General features: G+C 68.3%; 19 protein-coding genes and 2 pseudogenes. 16 read left to right on the top strand and 5 right to left on the bottom strand.

Annotated features, from left to right (window positions below; all coding sequences use genetic code 11):
* Positions 1-60: 60 nt before the first annotated feature.
* The gene (locus AQJ91_RS16710) at positions 61-1,179 is read right to left on the bottom strand and encodes a glycerate kinase (protein WP_067022116.1); all 1,119 of its coding nucleotides are present in this window, start codon (positions 1,177-1,179) and stop codon (positions 61-63) included.
* Positions 1,180-1,371: 192 nt separating this feature from the next.
* On the opposite strand from AQJ91_RS16710, the gene AQJ91_RS16705 reads away from it, so the two are divergent.
* From AQJ91_RS16705 to AQJ91_RS16655, 11 genes and pseudogenes are all read left to right on the top strand, one after another.
* The gene (locus AQJ91_RS16705; RefSeq protein WP_067021788.1) at positions 1,372-2,463 is read left to right on the top strand and encodes an ADP-ribosylglycohydrolase family protein; all 1,092 of its coding nucleotides are present in this window, start codon (positions 1,372-1,374) and stop codon (positions 2,461-2,463) included.
* Between the two features lie 50 nt (positions 2,464-2,513).
* A pseudogene (locus AQJ91_RS49480) lies at positions 2,514-2,657 on the top strand (NUDIX hydrolase); the annotation flags it as partial.
* A gap of 310 nt (positions 2,658-2,967) precedes the next feature.
* Positions 2,968-4,197 carry a site-specific integrase gene (locus tag AQJ91_RS16700; protein ID WP_199847946.1) on the top strand — a complete coding sequence of 410 codons (1,230 nt, stop codon included), beginning with the start codon at positions 2,968-2,970 and terminating at the stop codon, positions 4,195-4,197.
* A gap of 83 nt (positions 4,198-4,280) precedes the next feature.
* Positions 4,281-5,423: a hypothetical protein gene (locus AQJ91_RS53610; protein ID WP_159054590.1), complete on the top strand. Its 1,143-nt coding sequence runs from the start codon at positions 4,281-4,283 to the stop codon at positions 5,421-5,423.
* Entirely contained in the window at positions 5,392-6,435 is a 1,044-nt protein-coding gene (locus tag AQJ91_RS16685) for a hypothetical protein (protein ID WP_159054589.1), read from the top strand. Before AQJ91_RS53610 ends, AQJ91_RS16685 begins: the two co-directional genes overlap by 32 nt.
* A gap of 128 nt (positions 6,436-6,563) precedes the next feature.
* Positions 6,564-7,688 (top strand): tyrosine-type recombinase/integrase, encoded by a 1,125-nt coding sequence (locus AQJ91_RS16680; protein WP_067021781.1) that lies wholly within the window; start codon positions 6,564-6,566, stop codon positions 7,686-7,688.
* Positions 7,685-8,011: a helix-turn-helix domain-containing protein gene (locus AQJ91_RS16675; protein ID WP_067021780.1), complete on the top strand. Its 327-nt coding sequence runs from the start codon at positions 7,685-7,687 to the stop codon at positions 8,009-8,011. The genes AQJ91_RS16680 and AQJ91_RS16675 overlap by 4 nt, the downstream gene beginning before the upstream one ends.
* Positions 8,008-10,365, top strand: a complete 2,358-nt coding sequence (locus tag AQJ91_RS16670; RefSeq protein WP_159054588.1) for an XRE family transcriptional regulator — start codon at positions 8,008-8,010, stop codon at positions 10,363-10,365. Before AQJ91_RS16675 ends, AQJ91_RS16670 begins: the two co-directional genes overlap by 4 nt.
* A 92-nt stretch (positions 10,366-10,457) precedes the next feature.
* Positions 10,458-11,090 carry a chloramphenicol phosphotransferase CPT family protein gene (locus AQJ91_RS16665; RefSeq protein ID WP_067022111.1) on the top strand — a complete coding sequence of 211 codons (633 nt, stop codon included), beginning with the start codon at positions 10,458-10,460 and terminating at the stop codon, positions 11,088-11,090.
* Between the two features lie 192 nt (positions 11,091-11,282).
* Positions 11,283-12,308 (top strand): hypothetical protein, encoded by a 1,026-nt coding sequence (locus tag AQJ91_RS16660; RefSeq protein ID WP_159054587.1) that lies wholly within the window; start codon positions 11,283-11,285, stop codon positions 12,306-12,308.
* Positions 12,308-12,712, top strand: a complete 405-nt coding sequence (locus AQJ91_RS16655) for a hypothetical protein (RefSeq protein ID WP_067021777.1) — start codon at positions 12,308-12,310, stop codon at positions 12,710-12,712. Before AQJ91_RS16660 ends, AQJ91_RS16655 begins: the two co-directional genes overlap by 1 nt.
* Before the next feature lie 88 nt (positions 12,713-12,800).
* On the opposite strand, the gene AQJ91_RS16650 is transcribed toward AQJ91_RS16655, so the two are convergent.
* The gene (locus tag AQJ91_RS16650; RefSeq protein ID WP_234382428.1) at positions 12,801-14,807 is read right to left on the bottom strand and encodes a S9 family peptidase; all 2,007 of its coding nucleotides are present in this window, start codon (positions 14,805-14,807) and stop codon (positions 12,801-12,803) included.
* 480 nt (positions 14,808-15,287) lie between these two features.
* Here AQJ91_RS16650 and AQJ91_RS16645 point away from each other — a divergent pair.
* A pseudogene (locus tag AQJ91_RS16645) lies at positions 15,288-15,641 on the top strand (NUDIX domain-containing protein); the annotation flags it as partial.
* 19 nt (positions 15,642-15,660) lie between these two features.
* Here AQJ91_RS16645 and AQJ91_RS16640 read toward each other — a convergent pair.
* Positions 15,661-15,861, bottom strand: coding sequence for a type II toxin-antitoxin system VapB family antitoxin (locus AQJ91_RS16640; protein ID WP_067021772.1), 201 nt, complete (start codon positions 15,859-15,861; stop codon positions 15,661-15,663).
* A gap of 91 nt (positions 15,862-15,952) precedes the next feature.
* On the opposite strand from AQJ91_RS16640, the gene AQJ91_RS16635 reads away from it, so the two are divergent.
* The 4 genes from AQJ91_RS16635 to AQJ91_RS53605 all read left to right on the top strand — a co-directional run bounded on the left by AQJ91_RS16635 (position 15,953) and on the right by AQJ91_RS53605 (position 20,658).
* Positions 15,953-16,696, top strand: a complete 744-nt coding sequence (locus tag AQJ91_RS16635) for an SIR2 family NAD-dependent protein deacylase (protein WP_067021770.1) — start codon at positions 15,953-15,955, stop codon at positions 16,694-16,696.
* Positions 16,697-16,908: 212 nt separating this feature from the next.
* Positions 16,909-19,002: a bifunctional polysaccharide deacetylase/glycosyltransferase family 2 protein gene (locus tag AQJ91_RS16630; RefSeq protein WP_067021769.1), complete on the top strand. Its 2,094-nt coding sequence runs from the start codon at positions 16,909-16,911 to the stop codon at positions 19,000-19,002.
* Between the two features lie 13 nt (positions 19,003-19,015).
* A complete protein-coding gene (locus tag AQJ91_RS16625; protein ID WP_079085005.1) occupies positions 19,016-20,257 on the top strand; it encodes an LCP family protein in 1,242 nt (413 codons plus the stop codon).
* Positions 20,258-20,289: 32 nt separating this feature from the next.
* Entirely contained in the window at positions 20,290-20,658 is a 369-nt protein-coding gene (locus AQJ91_RS53605; protein ID WP_067021767.1) for a VOC family protein, read from the top strand.
* A gap of 192 nt (positions 20,659-20,850) precedes the next feature.
* Here the strand turns inward: AQJ91_RS53605 and AQJ91_RS16615 are convergent, their stop codons facing one another.
* Together AQJ91_RS16615 and AQJ91_RS16610 are read right to left on the bottom strand one after the other, a co-directional pair.
* Entirely contained in the window at positions 20,851-21,339 is a 489-nt protein-coding gene (locus tag AQJ91_RS16615; protein ID WP_067021765.1) for a methylated-DNA--[protein]-cysteine S-methyltransferase, read from the bottom strand.
* 13 nt (positions 21,340-21,352) lie between these two features.
* The gene (locus AQJ91_RS16610; RefSeq protein ID WP_067022109.1) at positions 21,353-22,822 is read right to left on the bottom strand and encodes an AlkA N-terminal domain-containing protein; all 1,470 of its coding nucleotides are present in this window, start codon (positions 22,820-22,822) and stop codon (positions 21,353-21,355) included.
* Between the last annotated feature and the right edge of the window lie 46 nt (positions 22,823-22,868).

Below are 22,868 nucleotides of genomic sequence, written 5' to 3'. Positions count from 1 at the left end.
CTCCGGCCGGCCGCCCCGGCCCCGTCGTCTGTTACCCCGCCCACCGGACCGCCGGAGCCCTCAGGTCAGGAAATCGCGGGCGATCTGCTCCGCCACCCGTTCCAGGATCGGGCCCGCGTCCGCGATGCACTTCGCGACGTCCGGCTCGACCTCCGTCAGGGGGTACGCCCGGCGGATGCCGGCCCTGCCGAGGGCCTCCGGAGGCAGCGCGAGGCGGCCGCACACGGCGACGACCTCCTTGTCCGCCGCCCGGGCCGCCGCGGCGACGCCCGCCGGGGCTTTGCCGTGGAGGGTCTGCTCGTCGAGGGAGCCCTCGCCGGTGATCACCAGGTCGGCCCGGTCCAGCGCCGGTGCGAAGCCCAGGACGTCGAGCATGACCTCGATGCCGGGGCGGAAGCGGGCGCCGATCAGCAGGGCACCGTAGCCGATGCCGCCCGCCGCGCCGGCGCCCGGCGCGGCGGCGTACTCGGCCGCCTGGGGGCCGACTGCATCCTCCAGGACCTGCGCGTAGTGCGCGAGGGCCGCGTCCAGGGCCTCCACGTCGTCGGGCGAGGCGCCCTTCTGCGGGCCGTACACCGCCGGCGCGCCCTTGGGGCCGGTCAGCGGGTTGTCGACGTCGCTGGCGAGCACCAGCTCGACGGAGGCGAGGCGCGGGTCCAGACCCGACAGGTCGGCCGAGGCGAGGGCGCCCAGTGTCCCGCCGCCCGGCGCGACCGGCTCCCCGTCCGCGTCCAGGAAGCGCGCGCCCAGCGCGGTCAGCATCCCGGCGCCGCCGTCGGTGGTGGCGCTGCCGCCGACGCCGAACACGATGGTCCGGGCGCCCGCGTCCAGCGCGGCCCGGAGCAGTTCCCCGGAGCCGTACGTCGATGAGGTGAGCGGTGCGAAGACGCCCGCGGGCAGCCGCTGCAGCCCGCTCGCCTCCGCCATCTCCACGACGGCCGTGTCGCCGCGCAGCGCGAACGCCGCCGTCACCTCGTCCCCGAGTGGCCCGGCGACCCGCAGCTCCCGCCGCTCGAACCCGGCGGCGACCGCCGCGTCCACGGTCCCGTCGCCGCCGTCGGCCACAGGCAGCGCCTCCACCTGGAGGTGCGGCACGATCCGGCGCAGCCCGGCCGTCACCCGCTCGGCGACCTGTACGGCCGTCAGCGTGCCCTTGAACTTGTCGGCGGCGATGAGCACGCTCTGTGCCATCGACGGTCCGTTGCCTGCAGCGTCCGCCACCTTGCGATCCCCTTGCTCTCCGGGCCCCTCGCACGTCAGGGCCAGTCGCGCCGTTGTGACCTTAACCGGAGGTGGGCCCTTCCGTCATTCGCGGACCAGACCTTGAGAAGCGGCCGCGCGGCCACCGCCGGAATTGGGTAAACCGGTCCTATGACCCCTGTGGGCACTGAGCCAGAGCTCGCCGACCGCGTCCTCGGAGGCTGGCTGGGCCGGATCGCGGGCAACATGCTCGGCAAACCGGTCGAGCAGGGCGACCTGTGGACGCGGGACCGTATCGACCGCTATCTGCGGCAGGCCGCCGCACTGCCCCTCACCGACTATCTGCCGGAGCCGTCGAGCGACGACGACGGCTTCGAGCTGCGCCCGGAGTGGCGCGAGTGCGTGCGCGGCCGTATCCACGGCAGCTGCCGTGACGACGACGTCGACTACGCGATCCTCGGCCTCGACCTGCTCGAGACCCACGGTTTCGCCTTCAGCACCGAGCAGGTCGGCGCCCTGTGGCTGCTGCGGCTGCCGTATCTGCAGACCTTCACGGCCGAGCGGGCCGCGTACCGCAACCTCGCCAACGGGCTCAAACCGCCGCTGACGGCGACGTACGACAATCCCTACCAGGAGTGGATCGGCGCCCTCATCCGCGCCGACATCTACGGCTGGACCTGCCCCGGCGCGCCGCGCCGCGCCGCCTCCCTCGCCCGCCGGGACGCGGTGCTGTCCCACACCGGCAACGGCGTGTACGGCGCCATGTGGGCGGCGGCGCTGGTGGCGGCGGCGTTCACGGCGCCCACGGTCCGGCAGGTCCTCGACGAGGCGCTGGCCGTCATCCCGGCGAGCAGCCGCCTCGCCCGTACCGTCCGCCGGGTCGTCTCGCTCCACGACGCCCGGCTGACCTGGGAGGACACGCTCACCACGGCCGCCGAGGAGACCGCCGGACTGGGCTGGATCCACACCATCCCGAACGCCGCCGTCCTCACCGCCGGGCTCCTCTACGGCGACGGCGACTTCACCCGCACCATCACGCTCACCGTCCGCGGCGGCCTGGACACCGACTCCAACGGCGCGACGGCGGGCTCGGTGGCCGGCGTGCTCACGGGCGCGGAGGCGATCCCGACGCAGTGGAAGGACCCGCTGGAGGACATGGTGCGCAGCGCGGTGTTCGGCTTCGACGGGGTGCGGATCAGTGAGCTGGCGGAGCGGACGGTGCGGCTGGCGGAGGCGAGGGCTGAGGCGGAGGCAGGGGCCTAGCGGGATCCGCGGAGAAGGTCCGCGCACCGGGGGCTGGTTACCCTTCCTGGATGACCACCACTGACGACTTCGCCGCCTACATCGCCGGTCTCCCCCGCGTCCTCGCCGGCGCCGCCGCACTGTTCCGCGACGCCGAGGGCCGGGTGCTGCTGGTCGAGCCCAACTACCGTGAGGGCTGGGCGCTGCCGGGCGGTTAGGCAAAGCATCCACAGATGTCTCAGGACATCAGCTCGGCAGCTACCTTTGGGCTGGAGAGTCGTTAGCCACATGGTCATCTCGTTGTCTCAAGAGGAGCCATGGACTACTTCTTCACCTCACGCGCCACCGCACGGCGCCACTACGAAGCACCTTCCGGGATCACCCTGGACGGGACGCAGTACACGAGCCGGAGCAAGGCCCTCAAGGATGGAACCCCGTTCTTCCTCGGCTCTGACATGCGGCCCCTGGAGCCCCACTGCTCGTTCTTCTACGAACTCGCCAAGACCCTGGAGGCCAAGTCGCTGCGTGACTACACGTACGACTTCAAGCCTCGATCCCCCGGCCGACCCGCTGTCTGCCACCGAGGACGATCTGATCGCCTACCGCGATCACTGCATCGAGTACCGCGACGAGCCGATGGCACCGGCCACGTGGAAGCGCCGCAGGGCCACGATCAACAGGTTCTACGACTGGGCGGTCGATGAGGCGAGGCTTCTGGACCGGCGCCCGTACTATCGCAAGAAGAACGGTCGCGACATCCTCAACTGGGGAGCGACCAGCGAGCTCGACGTGCGCCATCTGACGTTCGAGCAGTGGTGGTTCCTGGACCGGGTCGGCCTGCGTGGGCTGCTGCCCGACGGCAAGGCGGATCCCGCCTTCCGCTCCGGCCATGCTCTGCGGGACAGCTGCGGCGGGAATCTCTCCATCACGACGGGCCTGCGGCTGCGGGAGTTCAGCGCGTTGCTCGACATCGAAGTCGGCTCTCCTCGTCGGGACGGCTCGGCCAAGGAAGTCGAACTGCAGGCGATCGCGAAGTTCGGCCTGCCCAGGACCACCGAGATCCAGGACGCCACGCTGTGTGAACTGGACTGGTATCGAAGGACCGAGCGTGCCGGTTTCCTTCGCAAGGCCGCGAAGAACCTGTACCGGCAGCGCGATGAGTTGTTCGTCGTCGACGACGTCGACATGCGCACGATGAAGGTCAGCGGCATCCAGGACGGCCGGCGACGCACCTACAGGGTCAAGGCTATGAAGGCGCCGCTGCGACGGATCACAGTCATTGAGGGCGACCACGGGCTGGAGTCGATGGCGCTCTTCGTCGGGCGCAATGGACGGATGATCAGCAGCCAGCGCTGGGAGCAGATCTTCGCCGACGCGCACGCGAGAGCAGTACGGATCGCGGCCGAGCACGACCTGCCGCTGGAGATGCCGGGGCAGGTCCGCATTCATGATCTTCGCCATACTTTCGCCGTATACATGCTGGAGCAACTGACCGAGTTGGTCCGCGCCCAGGACGAGGAGCAGCAGCGCCTCACCGGCCGCGCGCCCGCCTACGCGGCGGACCACGTGTCCCGGAACCCGTTCCTGACCGTCATGCGGCTCCTCGGGCATCGCCGTCCTGAATCGACCATGCGGTACCTGACCTACAAGAGAAAGACGAATCTGCTCGTCGCACGGGCGGTGAAGGACTGGAACGATCAGGACCGCACCTACGCGGACCTGGCCGCTCGCCAAGCCGGAGGGTGGGCCGTCTGATGCCGCGCCGTGGAGAACGCCGATCCCGGTCCGCGACGCTACCGCCGCGCCTGCCCGCTCCACGCACCGTCGACCACGTCGGAGTGCGGGAGCTGACTCAGGTGAAGCGTGGCCGCACCACGACCAGCCGGATCGATCCGGGAGAGTACGCATGCCGGGCGTTGGTCTCTCAACTCGCCGACGTGTGGGTCGAGTACCACCACAAAGCAGCGTTGAAGAACAGTGACAGGTACCTGGGAGCGGTTCGCTCGTTCGCGAAGTTCCTCGGCCCGTATCTGACCGCTCTGGGCCTGAACCCCGCAGACGCACGCCTCGACACCGACCACATCGACCTCGCGGAAGCCGTCTACGCGTGGGAGAACGACCTCCTCGGGCAGTTCCCGGAGAACTCGTCGCAGCCATGGCAACTGTCCCGCTCGCTGCTCGGGTTGGTTCACCATCGGGCTGAGCGCGATGCACGCGTGCCGGAGAAATTGCGCAAGCGCGCGGCGGCGCCGCCGACCTTGCGCAAGGCCACCGGGGAACCGCTGGACGAGTTCTCCAACTCCGAACGTCTCGCGCTCAAAGGCGCTGCCCAGGACGATCTGAGAACTCTTGAGAAGCGTCTTGCCCGGGGAAGAGAGCTCCTGGAGGCCGGAAAAGATCCGCGCGAGTTCGGATGGAAGGAACTGCCGAATCTGGTCTGGGCTGCCCGACACCGTCTGCTGACCATGGATGAACTCCGTGTTCACCTCCCTGCGCATGCCAAGCGCTGGCCCCAGGAGCTACGGGAAGCGCGGCCGGCCGATAGCGGTGCGCTCGGCGGGTTCTACGGCCTCCTACGGGGAGTCCATGCCTTGCTCTTTCCACAGGAGTTGGACCTGCACCCGTTTCGAGTCCTGCTGTTGCTGGCCATGCTCGACTGCACCACCGAGGAACTGCATGCGCTACGCGTTCCAGACCTTGAGTTCAGCGATCAGGGCGTCCGTATTGTCCAGACCAAGAACCGCGCGGATCGCGTTCGCGCCGACTACCACGTGGCCGATCAGCCCCTGGAGAAGGGCGAGGTGCCTGGGGAGCTCGCCTACGAGGGCCGAGGTGATTGGGATGAGGAACGCGGGCATCTTCCTGCCCCGGAAGAAATGGGCCCCCGCCACGGTCATCAAAGTCTGCTTCAGCGTGTCGCAGCTCGGTGCCTGGGCCCTTCGCGAAGGGATGCCGGACAACCTGTACTTCTGGTCGGTTGAGGACTGGCAGGGCTACATCGACCATTGCGCATCAAGCACGAAACCGGAGTCCGTACGGAGTGCGGTGGGAGCCGTCCGCCACTTGGTCCGCTTCTCCCCCATCCTGACGGGCACCGACCCTCTGGAAGACCCCTGGCCAGGACAGACGGACAGCGACGTTGCCAAGGTCGCCGCCTGTGACGACCTGGCCACACCTTCGATCCCGCCGGAAGTCTGGTGGCCGCTCCTCCGGGCTGCGTGGTCCTATATCGACCGATTCTCCGCGAGCATCCTGGACCAACGCGATCGCGAAGCAGAGCGGGCCGCAACAGCGCCGACGGCTCCAGCCACCCTCAGCGCTGAGGACATCAACCAGCAGCTGGAGTTGTGGCTGACCAACCCGGCCAAACTGGTACCCGTCAGCGACCGCGATGCCAGGTTCAATCCGAAGGGCACTCCCATCTGGAGCTCGTTGAGCCGAGCGGTGACAACAGGGGCCAGTTCCACGGCCTTCGCGACCAAGAACAACAGGCAAGGCATGGAACGTCGACAGAAGGTCCTGCGGATGATCGAAGAGACGGGCCGGATCCGGCCTGTCCGCCCCGCCGACGCCAAGCAGTTCGAGTCGGACTACGCCGACTACGGGACCCGCCGTCGCTCATCCGAGGCTATGGACGCCATGCTCCAGAAATGGCTCGCCAATCCAGCGAACCTCATCCCCGTCCACGCCGAAACGAGTCAGCTCGCTCCCGGGGAGCCGGTGTGGTCAGCGCTGGAGGGCCTGCTGTACGACACCTCGGAGCGGGTGGATGTCTTCGGCATCGGAAGCAAACAAGGTCGGCGCCGACGCGATCTGGTGCTGCAAGCCGCAGTCGGAGAGCGCCGGATCGTCTACTGGGACAAGCAACTGGCCAGAGACCTGCGGATGCTTCGGGCATCCTGCTACATCTTCGTTGCAGCGCTGAGTGCGATGCGGGACAGCGAGAACGGAGCGGAGTTGCATCTAATGCAGCACTCCGCAGGGTCCAAGTAAGCGCGAATCGGCAGGTGATGGGCCTCTGCTCCGCAATCTTCTCGCACCGTGCAGGCGATCTACCAGCGACTCTTGCGCTCCACCGAGGCTATCCCAACAATGTTGCACCTAACGCAACGGAGGTTGGAGTGGCGAAAGCGGCTGATTTGGCGGGTGCGGCACACCTGATGCTCGTGGACGGGATCTCCTACCTGGACCCCGAACCTGCCGTGTTCGAGGCCATGCTGGAGGGGTGGACCAAGCAGCAGCGGGCCCGCTTCCTGAAGTGGGACGGGACCATCAAGCCGCGGCTGTCACTGGTCCGCCGGTTCGCCGAGTACTCCAACCAGTACCCGTGGCAGTGGCAGTCGGCCGAGTTCGAGGCGTTCATCGACCATCTGCGGACGAAGACACCGACGTTCACGGTGTCGAGCGGCCGGAACTACCAGAACCACCTGCGGCTGTTCTGCGAGTACATCACTGACCCGCGCTACGGCTGGATGTCCGTCTGCCAGGAGCGATTCGGCGAGGTGCCGGTCCAGATCCTGCATGAGTGGAACACCGTCACCCACGTCAGTGAGTACGAGGGCGACCCGAGTCGCCGGCCGCTGACCTACGACGAGATCCAGGACCTGTTCGACGCTGCTGACGGGCGGGTCGAGGAGATCCGAAAGCGCGGCCGCAAAGGTGCGTTGACCGCGATGCGCGACTCCGCCCTGCTCAAGACCTACTACGCCTATGGCATGCGGCGCCGGGAGAACGTCGGCCTCGACCTCGCCGACCTGCGGCGGAACGCGAAGGCTCCGCAATACAGGCGCCACGGAGCGGTGTTCGTGCGCTGGGGCAAGTCCTCCAAGGGCAGCCCGCCCAAGCGCCGCACCATTTTCACCGTCCCCGAGATGGACTGGATCGTCGACGACCTCGACCACTACCTGACCGAGGTCCGGCCCCGGTTCAACGTGGGGAAGCACCCTGCGATCTGGGTCACTGAACGCGCCGGGCGCCTGTCACGCCGGTCGGCGAACGAAGCCTTCGAGGCCGCCAGGCAAGCCGCTGACCTGCCCGAAGAGCTCGAATTGCACTGCCTGAGACATTCCTATATCACGCATTTGACCGAATTTGATTACCCGGAGAGATTTGTTCAGGACCAGGCCGGTCACGGCTATGCGAGCACGACGGCCCTGTATACCGGCGTCTCGGACGAGTACCGCAACCGGCTGCTGCACAAGAAGTTGGGCCAGCGATTCCCCGGCATCTGGGAGGACCCGAAGTGATCAAGAAGATGGGCTACCGCTGGAACCTTCGCAAGCTCATGGCCGACCGGGAGATGTTCCAGACCACCGATCTGGTGCCGCTGCTGGCCGAGCGGGGCGTCACCCTCTCGCGCGAGCAGGTCTTCCGCCTGGTCACGCAGCCGCCGCAGCGGATGTCGATGGACACGCTCGCGGCTCTGTGCGACATCCTCGGCTGCCAGCCCAACGACCTCATCGAGGTCCAGGTCGTCAACGAAGAGGTTCGCAAGACCGCCGGCGGCGAGGCGGCTGGCCCGCTTCCGGCCGTGCGCCGGACCTCGATCCGGCGGCCGGAGGGCCTGTGAGCGCATCCTCTCCGACTGCTCCGTCAACCGTCGCCCGGCTCGCCGCGCAGGCAGCCCGCTTGGAGGCCGCGACGGCCGCCGCCGTCGGCCACCTCACCTCGGCTCTGCCGTCGCTCGTCCGCCAGGACGCCGAGGCCGCGCTGGTGACCGCGGTGCCGATCCCCACACGCGGGGCGGCTCGCTACCTGGAAGAACTGGCCGGACACCTCGCGGCCCACCCCGACGCGCTGACGTCAGGCAGCTCGCTCTGTCCGCCGGTCCTGCTTCGGCTCGCTGAAGCCCTGCACGATGCCGGGCACCCTGTGGTCCGTCCCGGATGCGCACACTGCGGAAAGATTCGGTCTGACCTGCGGCAACTCCGCTCTGAAGGGCGCATCTGCGGTTCGTGCGACGCCCGAAGCCGCAAACGCGAAACCTGCGCCCGGTGTCACCGCGACGGCCAGCGCGTCGTCGCCCGGCGCCCCGAGGGACCGATCTGCAACCGTTGCTATCGCGCCGACCCCACTACGTTCGAGGAGTGCGCCGAATGCGGGCAGCTCCGACACCCGGTGGTACGACGGGACGACGGCCGAGGGCTATGCATCAAGTGCTGGAAACGCCCCATGCACACCTGCGTGAGCTGCGGAAAGACCGCAGCCGCCGCCCTCGTTGACGACGACGGCGCACTCTGCCACCTCTGCTACAACCGCCATCGTCGGCCACGGCGGCTCTGCGGTCGGTGCGGACAGCTCAAGCGCATCGCACGCAACGCGCGCGACGGGCAGCCAGACCTCTGCGACGGCTGCTACCAGGGCCCCGACGCGACCTGCTCGATCTGCAGCCGAGTCCGCCCCTGCGCCAGTCGCGACGAACAGGGACAGCCGGTCTGCGCCACCTGCTACCAGCGTCATCGCACCGGCGAGCCGTGCGCCCGCTGCGGCCGGACCAAGCCGGTCAACACCCGTTGGCCGATCGGGCCGGTCTGCATGACCTGCTACACCGCCGTGCTCCGCTCACCGGCCGAGTGCTCTCGCTGCGGCATGGTCCAGCCACTCATCGCGCGGGATGACGACGGCGCCGATGTCTGCGGACCATGTGTCGGCTTCGCCGCCGACTACACCTGCAAGCAGTGCGGCCGGGCAGGCAATCCCCACAGCCGCGGCCGATGCGCTCACTGTGTCCTCGCCGAGCGGGTCAACGCCCTGTTGGCCGGGTCCGATGGCACGATCACCTTGCAGCTGAAACCGCTCGCGGTCGCGCTGGCGGACTCTCCCTCACCGTTCCCCGCCATCCAGTGGCTCAAGGAGAGTCCGAACACCAAGCTCCTCGCCCGGCTGGCGTCCGAAGGACACGAGCTCAGCCACGAGCTGCTGGACGAGCTCCCGCCCAGTCGGAACCAGCGGTACATCCGCCAACTCCTAGTACACACAGGAGTGTTGGAGGAACGTAATGAGGACCTCGAACGCATCCCGGGCTGGCTGGAGCACGAGCTCGCGGACAAGCCGGCCGCACACGCCAGCCTCGCCCGTCCGTTCCTGAACTGGTTCCTGCTTCGGCGAGCACGCCAACGGGCCGCCATGCGCCGCCACCCCGCCTCCGCCGACCGCGACCTGCGGCGCCGCGTCAGCGTCGCCCTGGACTTCCTGGCCTGGATGGACCAACGCGACCTGGCCCTCGCCGACCTCGCCCAGGAGCACATCGACGACTGGATCGCCGGGGCCACCAGCCAGCGGCGCTACCTGATCCGCTACTTCCTGAAATGGACCACAAGCCGCCGGCTCACCCGCGAACTAACCGTCCCCTCCATCCCGAGCCAGGAGCCCCAGGACCTGCTCGACGACGACGATCGCTGGCAGCTCCTCCAACGCTGCCTGACCGACGATGCCCTGCCGACGGACGTCCGGGCCGGCGGCGCGATCACCCTGCTGTTCGGCCTGTCCACCGAACGCCTTTGCCACCTGACGCCTGAACACCTCAAGTTCGGTGACAAGCACGCCCACCTGGTCCTGGGCCGCCACCCCGTCCTGCTGCCTCCACGGCTCGCCGAGCTCCTTCGACACCTCGCCGAACAGCCCCAACTGCGGCCGCAACTCTCGCGAGCCCACCCAGGGCCTCAGTGGCTCTTCCCGGGCATGGTCCCGGGCAAGCCGATCTCGACGCACGGCATGACCCAGAAACTCAACCGGCACGGCATCCTGGTTCGCACCGCGCGCAACGGGGCGCTGGCCGCTCTCGCTGCTGATCTCCCCAGCCCGATCCTCGCCGACGTGACCGGGATGCACCGCCACACCGCGCTCCGCTGGGTCGCCTACGCCAGACGTGACTGGGCCGAGTACCTCGCCGCCCGGGCCTCGGACAACGAGGGTCGCCCATGACCATCGCCATCAGGACGAGGGGCACCCAAGCCGGCCGACGCCTGAACGCGCGGCATGATCGGATACCAGCAGCGGACGAAGCGGAGGATGACATGTCAACAGCTGCAGTTCCAACCCCGTTTACCCAAACTGCCAGGTCAGCGGAAGCGTCACAGACGCCTGGCGGATTGATCATTTTTTTGAACGGTACATCGAGTTCCGGGAAGTCGAGCATCGCCAAGGAACTCCTCCCGATCCTGGACGACACGTACTTCTACATGCCGGTGGACGCCTTCCACGCCATGCGGACAACACCACGGGACCTCGCCCCCGACCAGCTCCAGAGCGTGCTCAAGCACACTTGGATGGGCTTCCACCGGGCAGTGGCGGGGATGGCCGCCGGCGGCAACAACATCGTGGTGGATCACGTCTTGAGCGAACAATGGCGCTTGCTCGACTGTCTTGCCCTGTTCGCCTCCGCAGACGTTGTCCTGGTCGGCGTGCACTGCCCCTTGCCGGAACTGGAACAGCGTGAGCAGATGCGCGGTGACCGCCCACCAGGTCTGGCCGCTCGCCAGATTGCCCAGGTTCATGCCCACGGCCTTTACGACATCGAGTGCGACACCAGCGCTACCAGCCCGCTCGACTGTGCTCGGCAGATCAGGGACTTCCTGCCACAACGTCCGAACCCCACCGCTTTCGAGCAGCTGAAGTCGATTCGGCACGCTGAGCCGCCGACCGGCTGACCAACTCCGGTGCCGCGGGCTCGACATGGTGGACGCCGATTCAGGTCTCACCGTTACGGGCTGTGGCTTCCCAGCGGCCACGGCGGCGCACGATCGCGTCCAAGTAGCGAGTGCGGTCGTCGGCCACCCGGCGCCTGACGCTCTACACCGCGCAGGTTCCTCACCGAGGAAGCGACGAGAAGAAGGGGAATAGTGCACGGTCGGAATAACCCCCTCCCGCCAGTAATCCAGGAAATCCAGCGCGGCGCGCTCACCCAGCAGTACGGGGCTCCGGCAATCAGCTCCCGCAAATCGAAGGGGGATTCCTCCAGGCCGCAGGCCAACTGGTGGATCATCGAACCGGTCGCACAGGCCCTGGCGGTGGCCGAGCGATTGTCCTGGCACGAAACCCATGTCTTCGCCACGATGACGCCGCCGAGCGAGGGCGGACCTGCCGGACGAGGACGAGCCGGTATCTCCGCCGCCGACGACATCGACTTCTTCATCGAGACGGTGAACGCCACCCGGCATCTCACTGGCGTGGAGGAGATCCCTCCCGGGCGGGTGCGCCCGCATATGTTCCGAAAGACCATGTCGATCATCGCCAGCCAGCAGCCGGACGGCGATATCGCCCTGGGGATCCAGCTCAAGCACGCCGCGCGTAGGGCGCTGGCCAATCGACTTACCGGCGCCTACGGCAAACCCGATGCCAAGTGGGCGAAGGAGTTCGACACCGATCTACAGACCGCAGCGGCGCAAAAGCTGGTGGGGCTGCTCCAGGCCCGCCGGACCGGGGCCACCATCGCGGTCGGCCCAGGTGCAACCCGCTTCCACGCCGGGCTCGACAAGGTCAACGCCGTGATCGAGGCGAACTCGACGCTGCGGGCCTACGTCGCAGACGAGCGGCTGGAGATCACCCTTCTGCGGGACGAGTTCGCGAACCTCCACCTGGGCACGGTCAACCACTGCCTGTGGAATGCGCCCACCGCGGAGTGCCAGAACCAACTCCCGCCTGCTCAGCGCGGCCAGGCCCCACTGCTGGGTGCCTGCCAACCGTCCCGTTGCCGCAACTCCGTCCTCACCTTGTCGCACGAGCGGATCTGGCGCATGGAGGAGGCCGACCTGGTGGAGTTCTTGAAGAAGAAGCTCTCCAAGCCGCTACGAGAGCAAGCCCAGACCCGGCTCGCCGAAGTCCGCTCCGCCACCGCGCAGATCGACAAACTGAAGGAGAACATCTGATGCCGGTGTCCGCAGCCACCTCCGCAAAACTGAGGGAAGCCATGGCCCGGCTGCTGGCCGGAGAACCCCTGCACAGCGACGGCGCGCTCACCAAGGAGAATCTGGCCCGTGAAGCCCAGGTCAGCCACGCCAGCGTCCACCGAGCCGAGGACATCCTCGCCGAGTGGAACGCCCGCATCCCGCAACAGGTCCTCCGTACGCCCGGCGAGGTCCAGCGCGACGAAACCATCGCTGAGCTGAAGGGAAAACTCAGAAAAGCCAGCCAGAAGGTCACCGAGCTGCAGAGCAAGCTCGACGCCCTGGCCACAGTGACGGCCAACCTCTACCACGAGAACATCGAGCTGAAGAAAAAGCTGAGTAAGCAGCAGCAGAACCGCCTCACCGTTCTCGATAACGGAGGGTGAGGAGCCAGGGACCTACACGCGTGCCTGGGGCGGCGTTTCGGCGAGGCTTCAAGGGATACCCTCGCCGAAACGCCCCGGAGCGCTGTGCTCAAGCCCCGAGGGAGCTCTTCAGGAAGTCCAGTTCAAGCTGCAGCAGGGTGTCCGCGACCCCTTCCCCTGCGACGAGGTGCCCCACCCCAGGGAGCAGCAGGACTCTGTGCGGCCGACCCGCCGCGAGTAACTCCGCCGAGAGGCGCAGCGTATGCGCTGGGGCCACATTGTCGTCGGCAAGCCCGTGAACGAGCATCAGCGGACGGGTCCGCTTCTCGGCATGTGACAGCAACGAGCTGCGCTCGTAGTTGTGCGGCTGGAGGTCCGGGTGGCCAAGGAAACGCTCCTCCCAATACGTGTCGTACAGGCGCCGGTCCGTCGGCGCCGCGCCCGCGACCGCGGCGTGGAACACATCAGGACGATGCAGCACAGCGCCGGCGGCAAGATAGCCACTGAACGACCAGCCCCGGATGCCTACACGTTTCAAGTCCATGGCGTCGCACCGTTGAGCCGCAGCGTGCAGCCCGTCGATCTGGTCGTCCAGAACAGGTGTGAGCCGGTCACCAAGGATGGCTCGCTGCCACTGCACCCCGCGCCCGGGGGTACCGCGCCCGTCCGTTACCAGCACGGCAAACCCTTGCTCGGCATACCACTGGCACACTGCCGTGTACCAACCGTGTGCTTTTGTCACGACTTGCATGCCGGGCCCGGCGTACGGGCTGAGCAGAACCGGCAGCTTGGCCATGCCCGGCTCGTACCAGGAGGGCAGATGCAGTCGACTGCGCAACTGCCGCTTCCCCAGCGTCAGATGGACTGGCCGGGGCGTGACCAGCGGCTGTTCCGTCAGGACCGCGATACAGCCGACCTGCTTTCCGTCCCGCAGCACCGTCACCGTGTGCCCGTCCAGAGTTCTGCTGTCCAGCACGAGCGTGTCGCCTCCGGCGGTGGCTGTGTGCACCCCCGGAGTCTGCGTCAGCCGTTCAAAGCCGTGCCCAGCCTCATACGACCAGACATGCACTTCTGTCGGCTCTTCGCTCGCGGTGAACAACACCTTTTCGCCCACCGACCCCAGTACGGCGCGCACCTGGAGCCCGGCCGGAGCGAAGACACCGCCTATCCGGATCGTGCGCTCATCACCGCGGACCTGAGGTAGCACCAGCACTCCCGACGCGGTGTGCAGCGGAGCACCGGGCGGAAAATCGACCCAGTCCTCATCGGCCTGCTGGGACAGTTGCTCGACAGAACCGTCGACCGGGTTGACCCGAAGAACCCACATCGTGCGCTGGTCGCGAGTCTGAAGACTGATCACTGGGCCACTACTCTGCCAGTCGGCACTGACGACGTACTCGAACGCGAGGCCCCAACTGTTGGCCGGAGCGTCCTTCGCAGGAGCCTGACGCGGCAATCGAACCGGCGTGTGCCGGCCAGCGACCGTCACCAGGTGCAACGAAGTGATCGCGTTGGCCGTGCCGGCCGCTGGATAGCGAATCGACCGAGGCGATTGGCCAGGATCCGACGGATCGCTGAGATAGCGGCGCTCCACCACGGAGGTATCGACTCGGGCAACGAGCAGCGCATCGCTGTCCGGAGACCACCAGTAGCCGCGTGACCTGCCGATGGACGCGACAGCACTGTAATCGGCCAGCCCGTAGGTGGTCTCCGCGGTCTCGGGCTCGGCGAGCGGCCGGTCTCCTGCCCCATCCGTACCGACCACGCGAAGGGCGCCTCCAGTGACGTAGGCGATCAGGGTGCCGTCCGGGGAGGGGCGGGGATCTCTTACCGGGCCGACGGTCTGGATGCGACGTGGCAGGCCACCATCCGTACGCACGGTCCAGAGCGAGCCGTCGACGGTGTATGCCACCACCCGAACATGGCGGTCGGTCGCGTAGGACTGCACTCCGGCCGAGCTCGCGAGGGTCGGTTCGGGACGGATGCGCTCTGCTTCCATGGCCTTCTCCTCACCCACAGCTACTGCTGGATCGGCGAGGACCCGCTCCTCGCCGCTCTCGTACATCCACAACTGGACACGCGGAACGACACCAGATTCGGAGCGGAGAAACAGCACACGGTCACCGTCAGGGGAGACGGTGAACTCGCGTGGAACTCCGAGCGAGAAGCGGCGTGTTCGGGCGAACTGGCGAGGAAATCCTTCGGTATCCAAGATCTTCGCAATCTCCGTAAGGGCTTCGCGGCCTGCGATACCGCAACGCCGGCGAGGTCCCCAGAACTTGGGGACAACAAAAAGGCTCCAGGTCGGTGACCTGGAGCCTGCAGCACGTGTGGTGGTGGGGATCGGATGACTTCCCCATCTCCTCGTCCAGCGACGACGCCAGCCGAACAGGAGCGGGAGAAACTTTAACATCCACGACTCCGGTTGGACCAGGGAGAGTTTGCGACGGCTCCCAGAGCCACCGTCGGGTCGATCACGGGGATCCTTGAGCCGCCGCTGAGACACACTGCGCTCATCCGCACTTACCTTGGGTCGCGTCGTGCAGCGCGTCCTGTGAGACAGCTGGGATTCTGAGACATGCGAACTGTTCATAAGGGCGGCACGATCGAGTCCGACGACGGCGAGACGCCGCGTGCGGGGGCCCGCCGCGAGACGGCCGAGGAGATCGGCCTCGACCGCGAACTCGGCCGGCTGCTGGCGGTGGACTGGGTGCACGGCACGGGACGCCCGCCGCTGGTGGCGTACCTGTACGACGGCGGGGTGCTCGGCGAGGACGACTTCAAGGCGATCCGGTTGCAGGAGGAGGAGCTGTCCTGGCGGCTCGTGCCGCGCGAGGACCTGACCGGCCATCTGCCCGGCGCCCTGGGCCGCCGTGTCCTGGCCGCACTGGACGTCCTCGCGGACGGCGCGTGGACGGCGGAGCTGGAGAACGGCCACCGGGTGGGCTGACGCCGGCACCGGGCACGGTTCAGCCCTCGGCGTCCTTGGGTTTCGCGTCCACCTCGCGCAGCGCCTCGTCGCGTGCGGCGACCCTGGCCTCCGTGTGGTGGGCGCGTGCGATGTAGTCGCGGACGACGAGTTCGACGGCGTCCTGGGGGTTGCCCACGCCGGCGAGCACCATGACTTCCACGATGAGTTCGGCGTCGAGGGAGACGGTGACCTTGGCCATGCGCGGACCCTAACACCGGACGATCACGGACCACCCCGCTCCGGAAATATCCGCTCGCCGCCCCGGAACGACCCGGCCTACCCTCGGCAGCATGAAGAAGCCCCTGGTCGCCATCCTGAGCGGCGCCGGTATCTCCACCGATTCCGGGATCCCTGACTACCGCGGGCCGAACGGACTGTGGCGGCGGGACCCGGAGGCCGAGAAGCTCGTGACGTACGAGTACTACATGGGCGATCCGGAGATCCGGCGGCGGTCCTGGCAGCTGCGGCGGAAGAACCGGGCGCTGACGGCCGAGCCCAACGCGGCGCACCTCGCCGTGGCCGAGCTGGAGCGGTCCGGGGCGCCGGTCAGGGTGCTCACGCAGAACGTGGACGGGCTGCACCAGCTCGCCGGGATGCCCGCCCGCAAGGTGCTCGAACTGCACGGCAGCGCACGGAGTTTCGCGTGTACGAAGTGCCATGCGCGTGGGCCGATGGAGGACGCGCTGGCCCGGGTCGAGGCCGGCGAGGAGGATCCGCCGTGCCTGGAGTGCGGCGGGATCCTGAAGTCGGCGACGGTGTTCTTCGGCGAGCGGCTCGACCCGGTGGTCCTCGGTGAGGCGGTCGCGATCACCAAGGCGTGCCAGGTGTTCATCGCCGTCGGGAGCAGCCTGCAGGTACAGCCCGCGGCCGGACTCGCGGGGGTGGCCGCCGACCACGGTGCGCGGCTGGTCATCGTCAACGCCGAGCCGACGCCGTACGACGAACGGGCCGACGAAGTCGTCCGGGAGCCGATCGGCACCGCGCTGCCCCAACTGCTGTGCGACCTCACCGAATTGGGGCAGGCCGGGGCGTGAGGGTGCCCAAGTACGGGGTGTGACACCTGGTGGCATCGGTGCGCTGGAGTGAGTAACCCTCCCCACGACATGCACCAATGCGTCATGTCACGACGCCCGTGATCGGAACAGAAAGCCTTGCGCCACGCAGACACCGCCGTCGGATGCGCCCCCTGCCCTGGCCGAAAATGCGTCAGCTCGAATCCAGTCGGCCACACATTGGATGCGAGGGTATGAGCCGTCCAGTGAGAGCTCGGCACAAGCGCTCCCGTGATCCGCGTGGGCACTGGCTGCTGCTGATCCTCGTCCTCCCCCTGATGTTCGCCTCCTTGCTCTTCGAGGGCTGGACCAACAACGAGGTGGACGACCCGCCGCCGCGGCACGACTGCACCGAACCGGTGCCCAGCGCCGTGAGCCAGGGCGGTCCGGTGCTGCGCATCGACGGCGACAAGGTGAAGTCCGCCTCGATGCCCGCCCGTACCGTCGCGCTCGCCTTCGACGGCGGACCCGACCCCCTGTGGACCCCGCGTCTGCTGGACCTGTTGCGCCGGCATCGGGCGCAGGCCACCTTCTTCCTCTTCGGCTCCCAGGCGGCCCGCCATCCGGAGCTGGTGCGGCGGATCCGCGCCGAGGGCCACGAGATCGGGTCGAACACCTACACCGGTGCCGACCTGGGCGCGTCATCGGCCGTCCGCTCCCGGATGGAGCTGACGCTCACACAGATGGCACTGGCCGGTTCCGCGGGCCTGCGCACCACGTTGCTGCGCATGCCGCAGACCACCTCGGTGGACACCCTGTGCGGCGCCGAGTGGAACGCGGCGCGAAGCGCCGCGGCGGACGGTTACCTGTTGGTCGCGGCGGACAAGTGGTACCGAAAGCCGTCCCAGGGTGTGATCCGGCAGTTCAGCCAGACGGAACTCGCGTACAAAGAGACGGAGAAGCTGCTCGACGACCGGAATGTCGACAAGTTCACCACGGTGACGGCCGGGCTCCGGCTGTCCGCGGTCAACACTCCGGTGTCCACTTTCGAACGCGGGCAGGGCAGGGGCCTGATCTGGGTCTCCGCCATGGGGCACGCGTTCTCGAACGGCATGACCTGGGTGCTCGGGGCGGCGGGCGCGCTGGGCGTGCTGCGGCTGCTGACGCTCGTCCTCTTCGCCCGCACCCACGTCCGGCGGCTCACTCGCTTCCGCCCCGGAGCACCCTGGCTGCGGGAGATCAACGACCCGGTGACGATCCTCATCCCCGCCTACAACGAAGAGGCGGGCATCGAGTCCACCATCCATTCGCTGCTCGCCTCCACGCACCCGCGCCTGCAGATCATCGTGATCGACGACGGGTCGACGGATCAGACGGCGGATCTCGCCACCTGGATCGACGATCCCCGGGTGATGGTGATCCGTCAGCCCAACGCGGGCAAGGCCGTCGCCCTCAACACCGGTCTGGCCCATGCGATGTACGAGATCGTGGTCATGGTCGACGCCGACACCGTCTTCGAGCCGGACGCGATATTCCAGCTCATCCAGCCGCTGGCTCACCCGGCCGTCGGCGCGGTCAGCGGCAACACCAAGGTCGGCAACCGGCGAGGCCTGCTCGGCAGATGGCAGCATCTGGAATACGTGTTCGGCTTCAATCTCGACCGCCGGATGTTCGAGGTGCTGGAGTGCATGCCGACGGTCCCCGGCGCCATCGGGGCCTTCCGCCGGGACGCGCTGCTGGGCGTCGGCGGAGTCAGCGACGACACCCTCGCCGAGGACACCGATCTCACGATGGCGCTGTGGCGGGCGGGCTGGCGGGTGGTGTACGAGGAGTCCGCCGTCGCCTGGACCGAGGTGCCCGGCTCGCTGCGGCAGTTGTGGCGGCAGCGCTATCGCTGGTGCTACGGAACGATCCAGGCCATGTGGAAGCATCGCGGTGCCGTTTTCGAAGTGGGCCCGGCAGGGCGCTTCGGCCGCCGCGGTCTGAGCTACCTCGCGCTCTTCCAGGTCGCACTGCCGCTGATGGCGCCGATCGTCGACCTCTTCGCCCTGTACGGGGCGCTCTTCCTCGACCCCCTGCAATCGGCCGGCGTGTGGCTCGCCTTCCTCGTCCTCCAGCTGATCTGCGCCGGATACGCGCTGCGGCTGGACGGTGAGCGGGTGCGGGCGCTGTGGTCGATGCCCTTCCAGCTCTTCGTCTACCGGCAGTTGATGTATCTGGTCGTCATCCAGTCCCTGGTCGCCATCCTGCTCGGTACCCGGCTGAGGTGGCACCGGATGGACCGCTCCGGCACGGCCGCCCAGCACATCGGTCAACCCGCCCAGGCAGCGGCGCTGACATCGAGATGACCAAGGACAGCTCATGAGTGACCGGCAGAACATGTGGCGCGACAGCGAGAACATGTGGCGCGACAGCGAGGGTCTCGGCGAACAGCGGGAGACGCATCGTGTCATCCAGGGGCAGGTGTGGCACCGGACCGACCATCCGCTCACGCTCGCGGGAATCCCTCATCAGCGGGACAACCGCGCACGCGCGTATGACAGTGAGGGGGCCGGGGCGGGGGAGCCGGGCGGAACCCGCCGATCCCGTCGGCCTCTCAGAACACGCCGCAGCCGGGCCCGCCGGATCATGCGGGCCGTGATCCTGCTGCTCTGTCTGCTCGTTGTCACCTCGGTCAGCACATACGTCTGGGCCGACACGAGGCTCAACCGCGAAGTGGACCTCGCCGAGACCACGGACCGTGTGCCGCCAGGCAGGGGAACCAACTACCTCATCGTGGGCTCCGACAGCCGGGCGGGCCTTTCCGGCGAGGCCATCAAGGATCTGCACACCGGCGGCTCGGCCGCCGACGGACGCCGCACCGACTCGATGATCCTGCTGCACACCGGCGCCCACGGCACCACGATGATGAGTCTGCCGCGAGACTCGTGGGTGACCATCCCGTCGTACATCCGCCCCGACACCGGAAGGCACTACCGCCCGGCGAAGAACAAGCTGAACGCGGCGTTCTCGTTCGGCGGTCCCGAACTGCTCATACGGACCATCGAGCTCAACACGGGGCTGCACATCGACCACTACGCGGAGATAGGTTTCGCGGGCTTCGTGGGCATCGTGAACGCGGTCGGTGGCGTCCCCATGTGCGTGGACCGGGACATCAAGGACCAGAAGTCGGGCCTGGACCTGAAGAAGGGCTGCCACACCCTCGACGGCCGCGACGCGCTCGCGTTCGTCCGCCAGCGCCACCAGGAGGCCCAGGGAGACCTGGGGCGCTCCCGCAACCAGCAGAAGTTCCTGGCCGCGCTCGCCCACCAGGCCGCCACACCGGGCATCGCGCTCAACCCGGCCAAGCTCTATCCGGCCATGAGTTCAGGACTGGACACGCTCATCGTGGACAAGGGCATGAGCCTGCGCACCCTCACATCGCTGTTCCAGGCGATGAGGAGCGTCACGGCGGGCCACGGCAAACAGATCAACGTTCCCGTGTCGTCCCTCGGCTTCCGAACCTCCAAGGGCAGTGCCGTGAAGTGGGACGAGGCGCAGGCGAAGAAGCTCTTCGCCGAGCTGAGGAACGACCGGCCGGTGACGTTCACGGAAAAGAAATGACGGCTCTCGGCGAGTAGATCAGAATCCCTGTCATGACCTCTGCCATTCGCCATGTGACGATCGATTCCGCCGACGCCTACGCCCTCGCCGCCTTCTGGTCCCAGGTCCTGGACCAGCCCGTGCACGAGGACGACCACCCGGGCGACGAGGAGGCGCTGATCGAGGCGGCGGGGCTGCTGTTCGTCACGGTCGCGGAACCCAAGACCCTCAAGAACCGCGTGCACGTCGACCTCCAGCCCCAGGACCGCACCCGCGACGAGGAGGTCGAGCGCCTGCTCGCCGTCGGGGCCACCCTGGTCGACGACCGCCGCAATCCGGACGGCACGGGCTGGGTGGTCCTGGCCGACCCGGAGGGCAACGAGTTCTGCGTGGAGCGCGGCGCGGCGGAGCGCGCCGGCTGACCTCGACGGGCGTCTAGGGGGTGTTTCGAAAGTCCTGTGCGGTGCCCGCGGTGTCCGGTGCGTGCTCTCGGCGCGCCGGGTGCAAGCCCTCGTACTGGACGTACTTGGGCTTTTGGCCGGTGCGGCGAGAGTGCGTGCCGGGCGCCGCCGGGCCCGCCCTACGGGCGGACGACGCCACTTTCGAAACACGCCCTAGAACAGGGCCGTTCCGCTCTCGAAGTCCAGGAGCCGCTGCTTGCGGTCCAGGCCGCCGCCGTATCCGGTGAGGCTGCCGTTCGCGCCGACGACGCGGTGGCACGGCACGATGATGCCGACCGGGTTCTTTCCGTTGGCGAGGCCGACCGCGCGGGAGGCGGTGGGGTTGCCGAGGGCGTCGGCCAGTTCGCCGTAGGTGCGGGTCTCGCCGTACGGGATCCGCCGGAGCTGGTCCCAGACGGTGCGCTGGAACGGGGTGCCGTGCAGGCGGAGTTCGAGGGTGAATTCTTTCAACTCGCCCTTGAAATAGGCCTCCAGCTGCTCCTCCGCCGCCCCGAAGAGGGCCTCGTCGCGTGCGCCGAAGGTCTCCTCCGGGGGGCGGTGGCGCTGGTCGGTCATGTAGAGGCCGCACAGGACGCCGTCGTCGGCGACGAGGGTCAGGGGGCCGTACGGGCTGTCGATGACGGTGTGCTGCTTCGCTGACATGTCCTCATGTTCCTTATACCGGGAGGAAGTTGATCGGGTGGCTGTCCGTCGCCCACAGGTACTGGACCGCGTACGCCCGCCAGGGCCGCCAGGCCGCCGCGCGGGCCGTGAGGGCCGCCGGAGTCGACGGGAGGCCCAGCTCCTGTGCTGCCTTGCGGATACCGAGGTCGGTGGGGAGGAAGGCGTCCGGGTCGCCGAGGGCGCGCATCGCGATGACGTCGACCGTCCAGGGACCGAAGCCGGGGAGGGCGAGGAGCCGGGCGCGGGTCTCCGGCCAGTCGCTCTCCACGCCCAAGTGGAGTTCTCCGTCGGTGAGTTGGCGTACCAGGGTGGTGAAGGTGGTGCGGCGGGTGCGGGGCATCGCCAGTGACTCGGGATCCAGCGCGGCAAGCGCCTCGGGAGCCGGGAAGAGGTGGGTGAGGCCGCCCTCCGGGTCGTCGATCCGCTCGCCGTACGCGGTGACCAGGCGGGCCGCGTGGGTGCGGGCCGCCGCCGTGGACACCTGCTGACCGAGCACGGCCCGTACGGCGAACTCCGCCTCGTCGACCGTACGCGGCACCCGGCGCCCCGGTGCCTTGTCGACCAGCGGCGCGAGCACCGGGTCCGTGCGCAACTGGTCGTCGATCGCGACCGGATCGGCGTCCAGGTCGAGCATGCGGCGGCAGCGGCTGATGGCGACGGTCAGATCGCGCAGGTCGCTGAGGGTGAGGCGGCAGGCGATGTGGTCGGGCTCGGGGGTGAGCGCGACGATGCCGTGGCCGTACGGCAGGCGGAGGGTCCGGCGGTAGGCGCCGTCCCGCCACTCCTCGACGCCGGGTACGGCGGTCGCCGCGAGGTGGCCGAAGAGGTTGTCGGGGTTCAGCGGGGCGCGGAACGGCAGGCGCAGGGTCAGGGTGCCGGGAGTGCTGCCGGGGTTCCTGCGGGGTGCCCGGGCGCGCAGGTCGGTCGGGGCGAGCGCGAAGACCTCGCGGACGGTGTCGTTGAAGGTGCGGATCGAGGAGAAGCCGGCCGCGAAGGCGATGTCCGCCATCGGGAGAGGCGTCGTCTCGATGAGGAGGCGGGCCGTCTGGGCGCGCTGGGCACGGGCCAGGGCGAGGGGGCCCGCGCCCAGTTCGGCCAGGAGTTGGCGTTCGACCTGGCGGGCGCTGTAGCCGAGGCGGGTGGCCAGACCGGGCACGCCCTCGCGGTCCACGACGCCGTCACCGATCAGTCGCATGGCGCGGGCCACGAGGTCGGCGCGCTGATTCCACTCCGGGGAACCGGGGCTGGTGTCGGGGCGGCAGCGCTTGCAGGCCCGGAAGCCGGCCTGCTGACAGGCGGCCGCACTCGGGTAGAACGTCATGTTCGCCGGCTTGGGCGGCACGACCGGGCAGCTCGGCCGGCAGTAGATCCGGGTCGTCAGGACCGCCGTGAAGAACCACCCGTCGAAGCGGGCGTCCTTGGAACGGACGGCGCGCACGCAGCGCTCGGTGTCGGTGTGCATCCCCTTCTGCATGCGTCCAGCATCGGGGACGGGCGGGGCCAGGGCT

The sequence above is a fragment of the Streptomyces dysideae genome (assembly GCF_001514305.1).
Taxonomy (GTDB): Bacteria; Actinomycetota; Actinomycetes; order Streptomycetales; family Streptomycetaceae; genus Streptomyces; species Streptomyces dysideae.
Note: the sequence above shows the minus strand (reverse complement) of the source record. Positions and strands in the feature narration are given on the sequence as shown.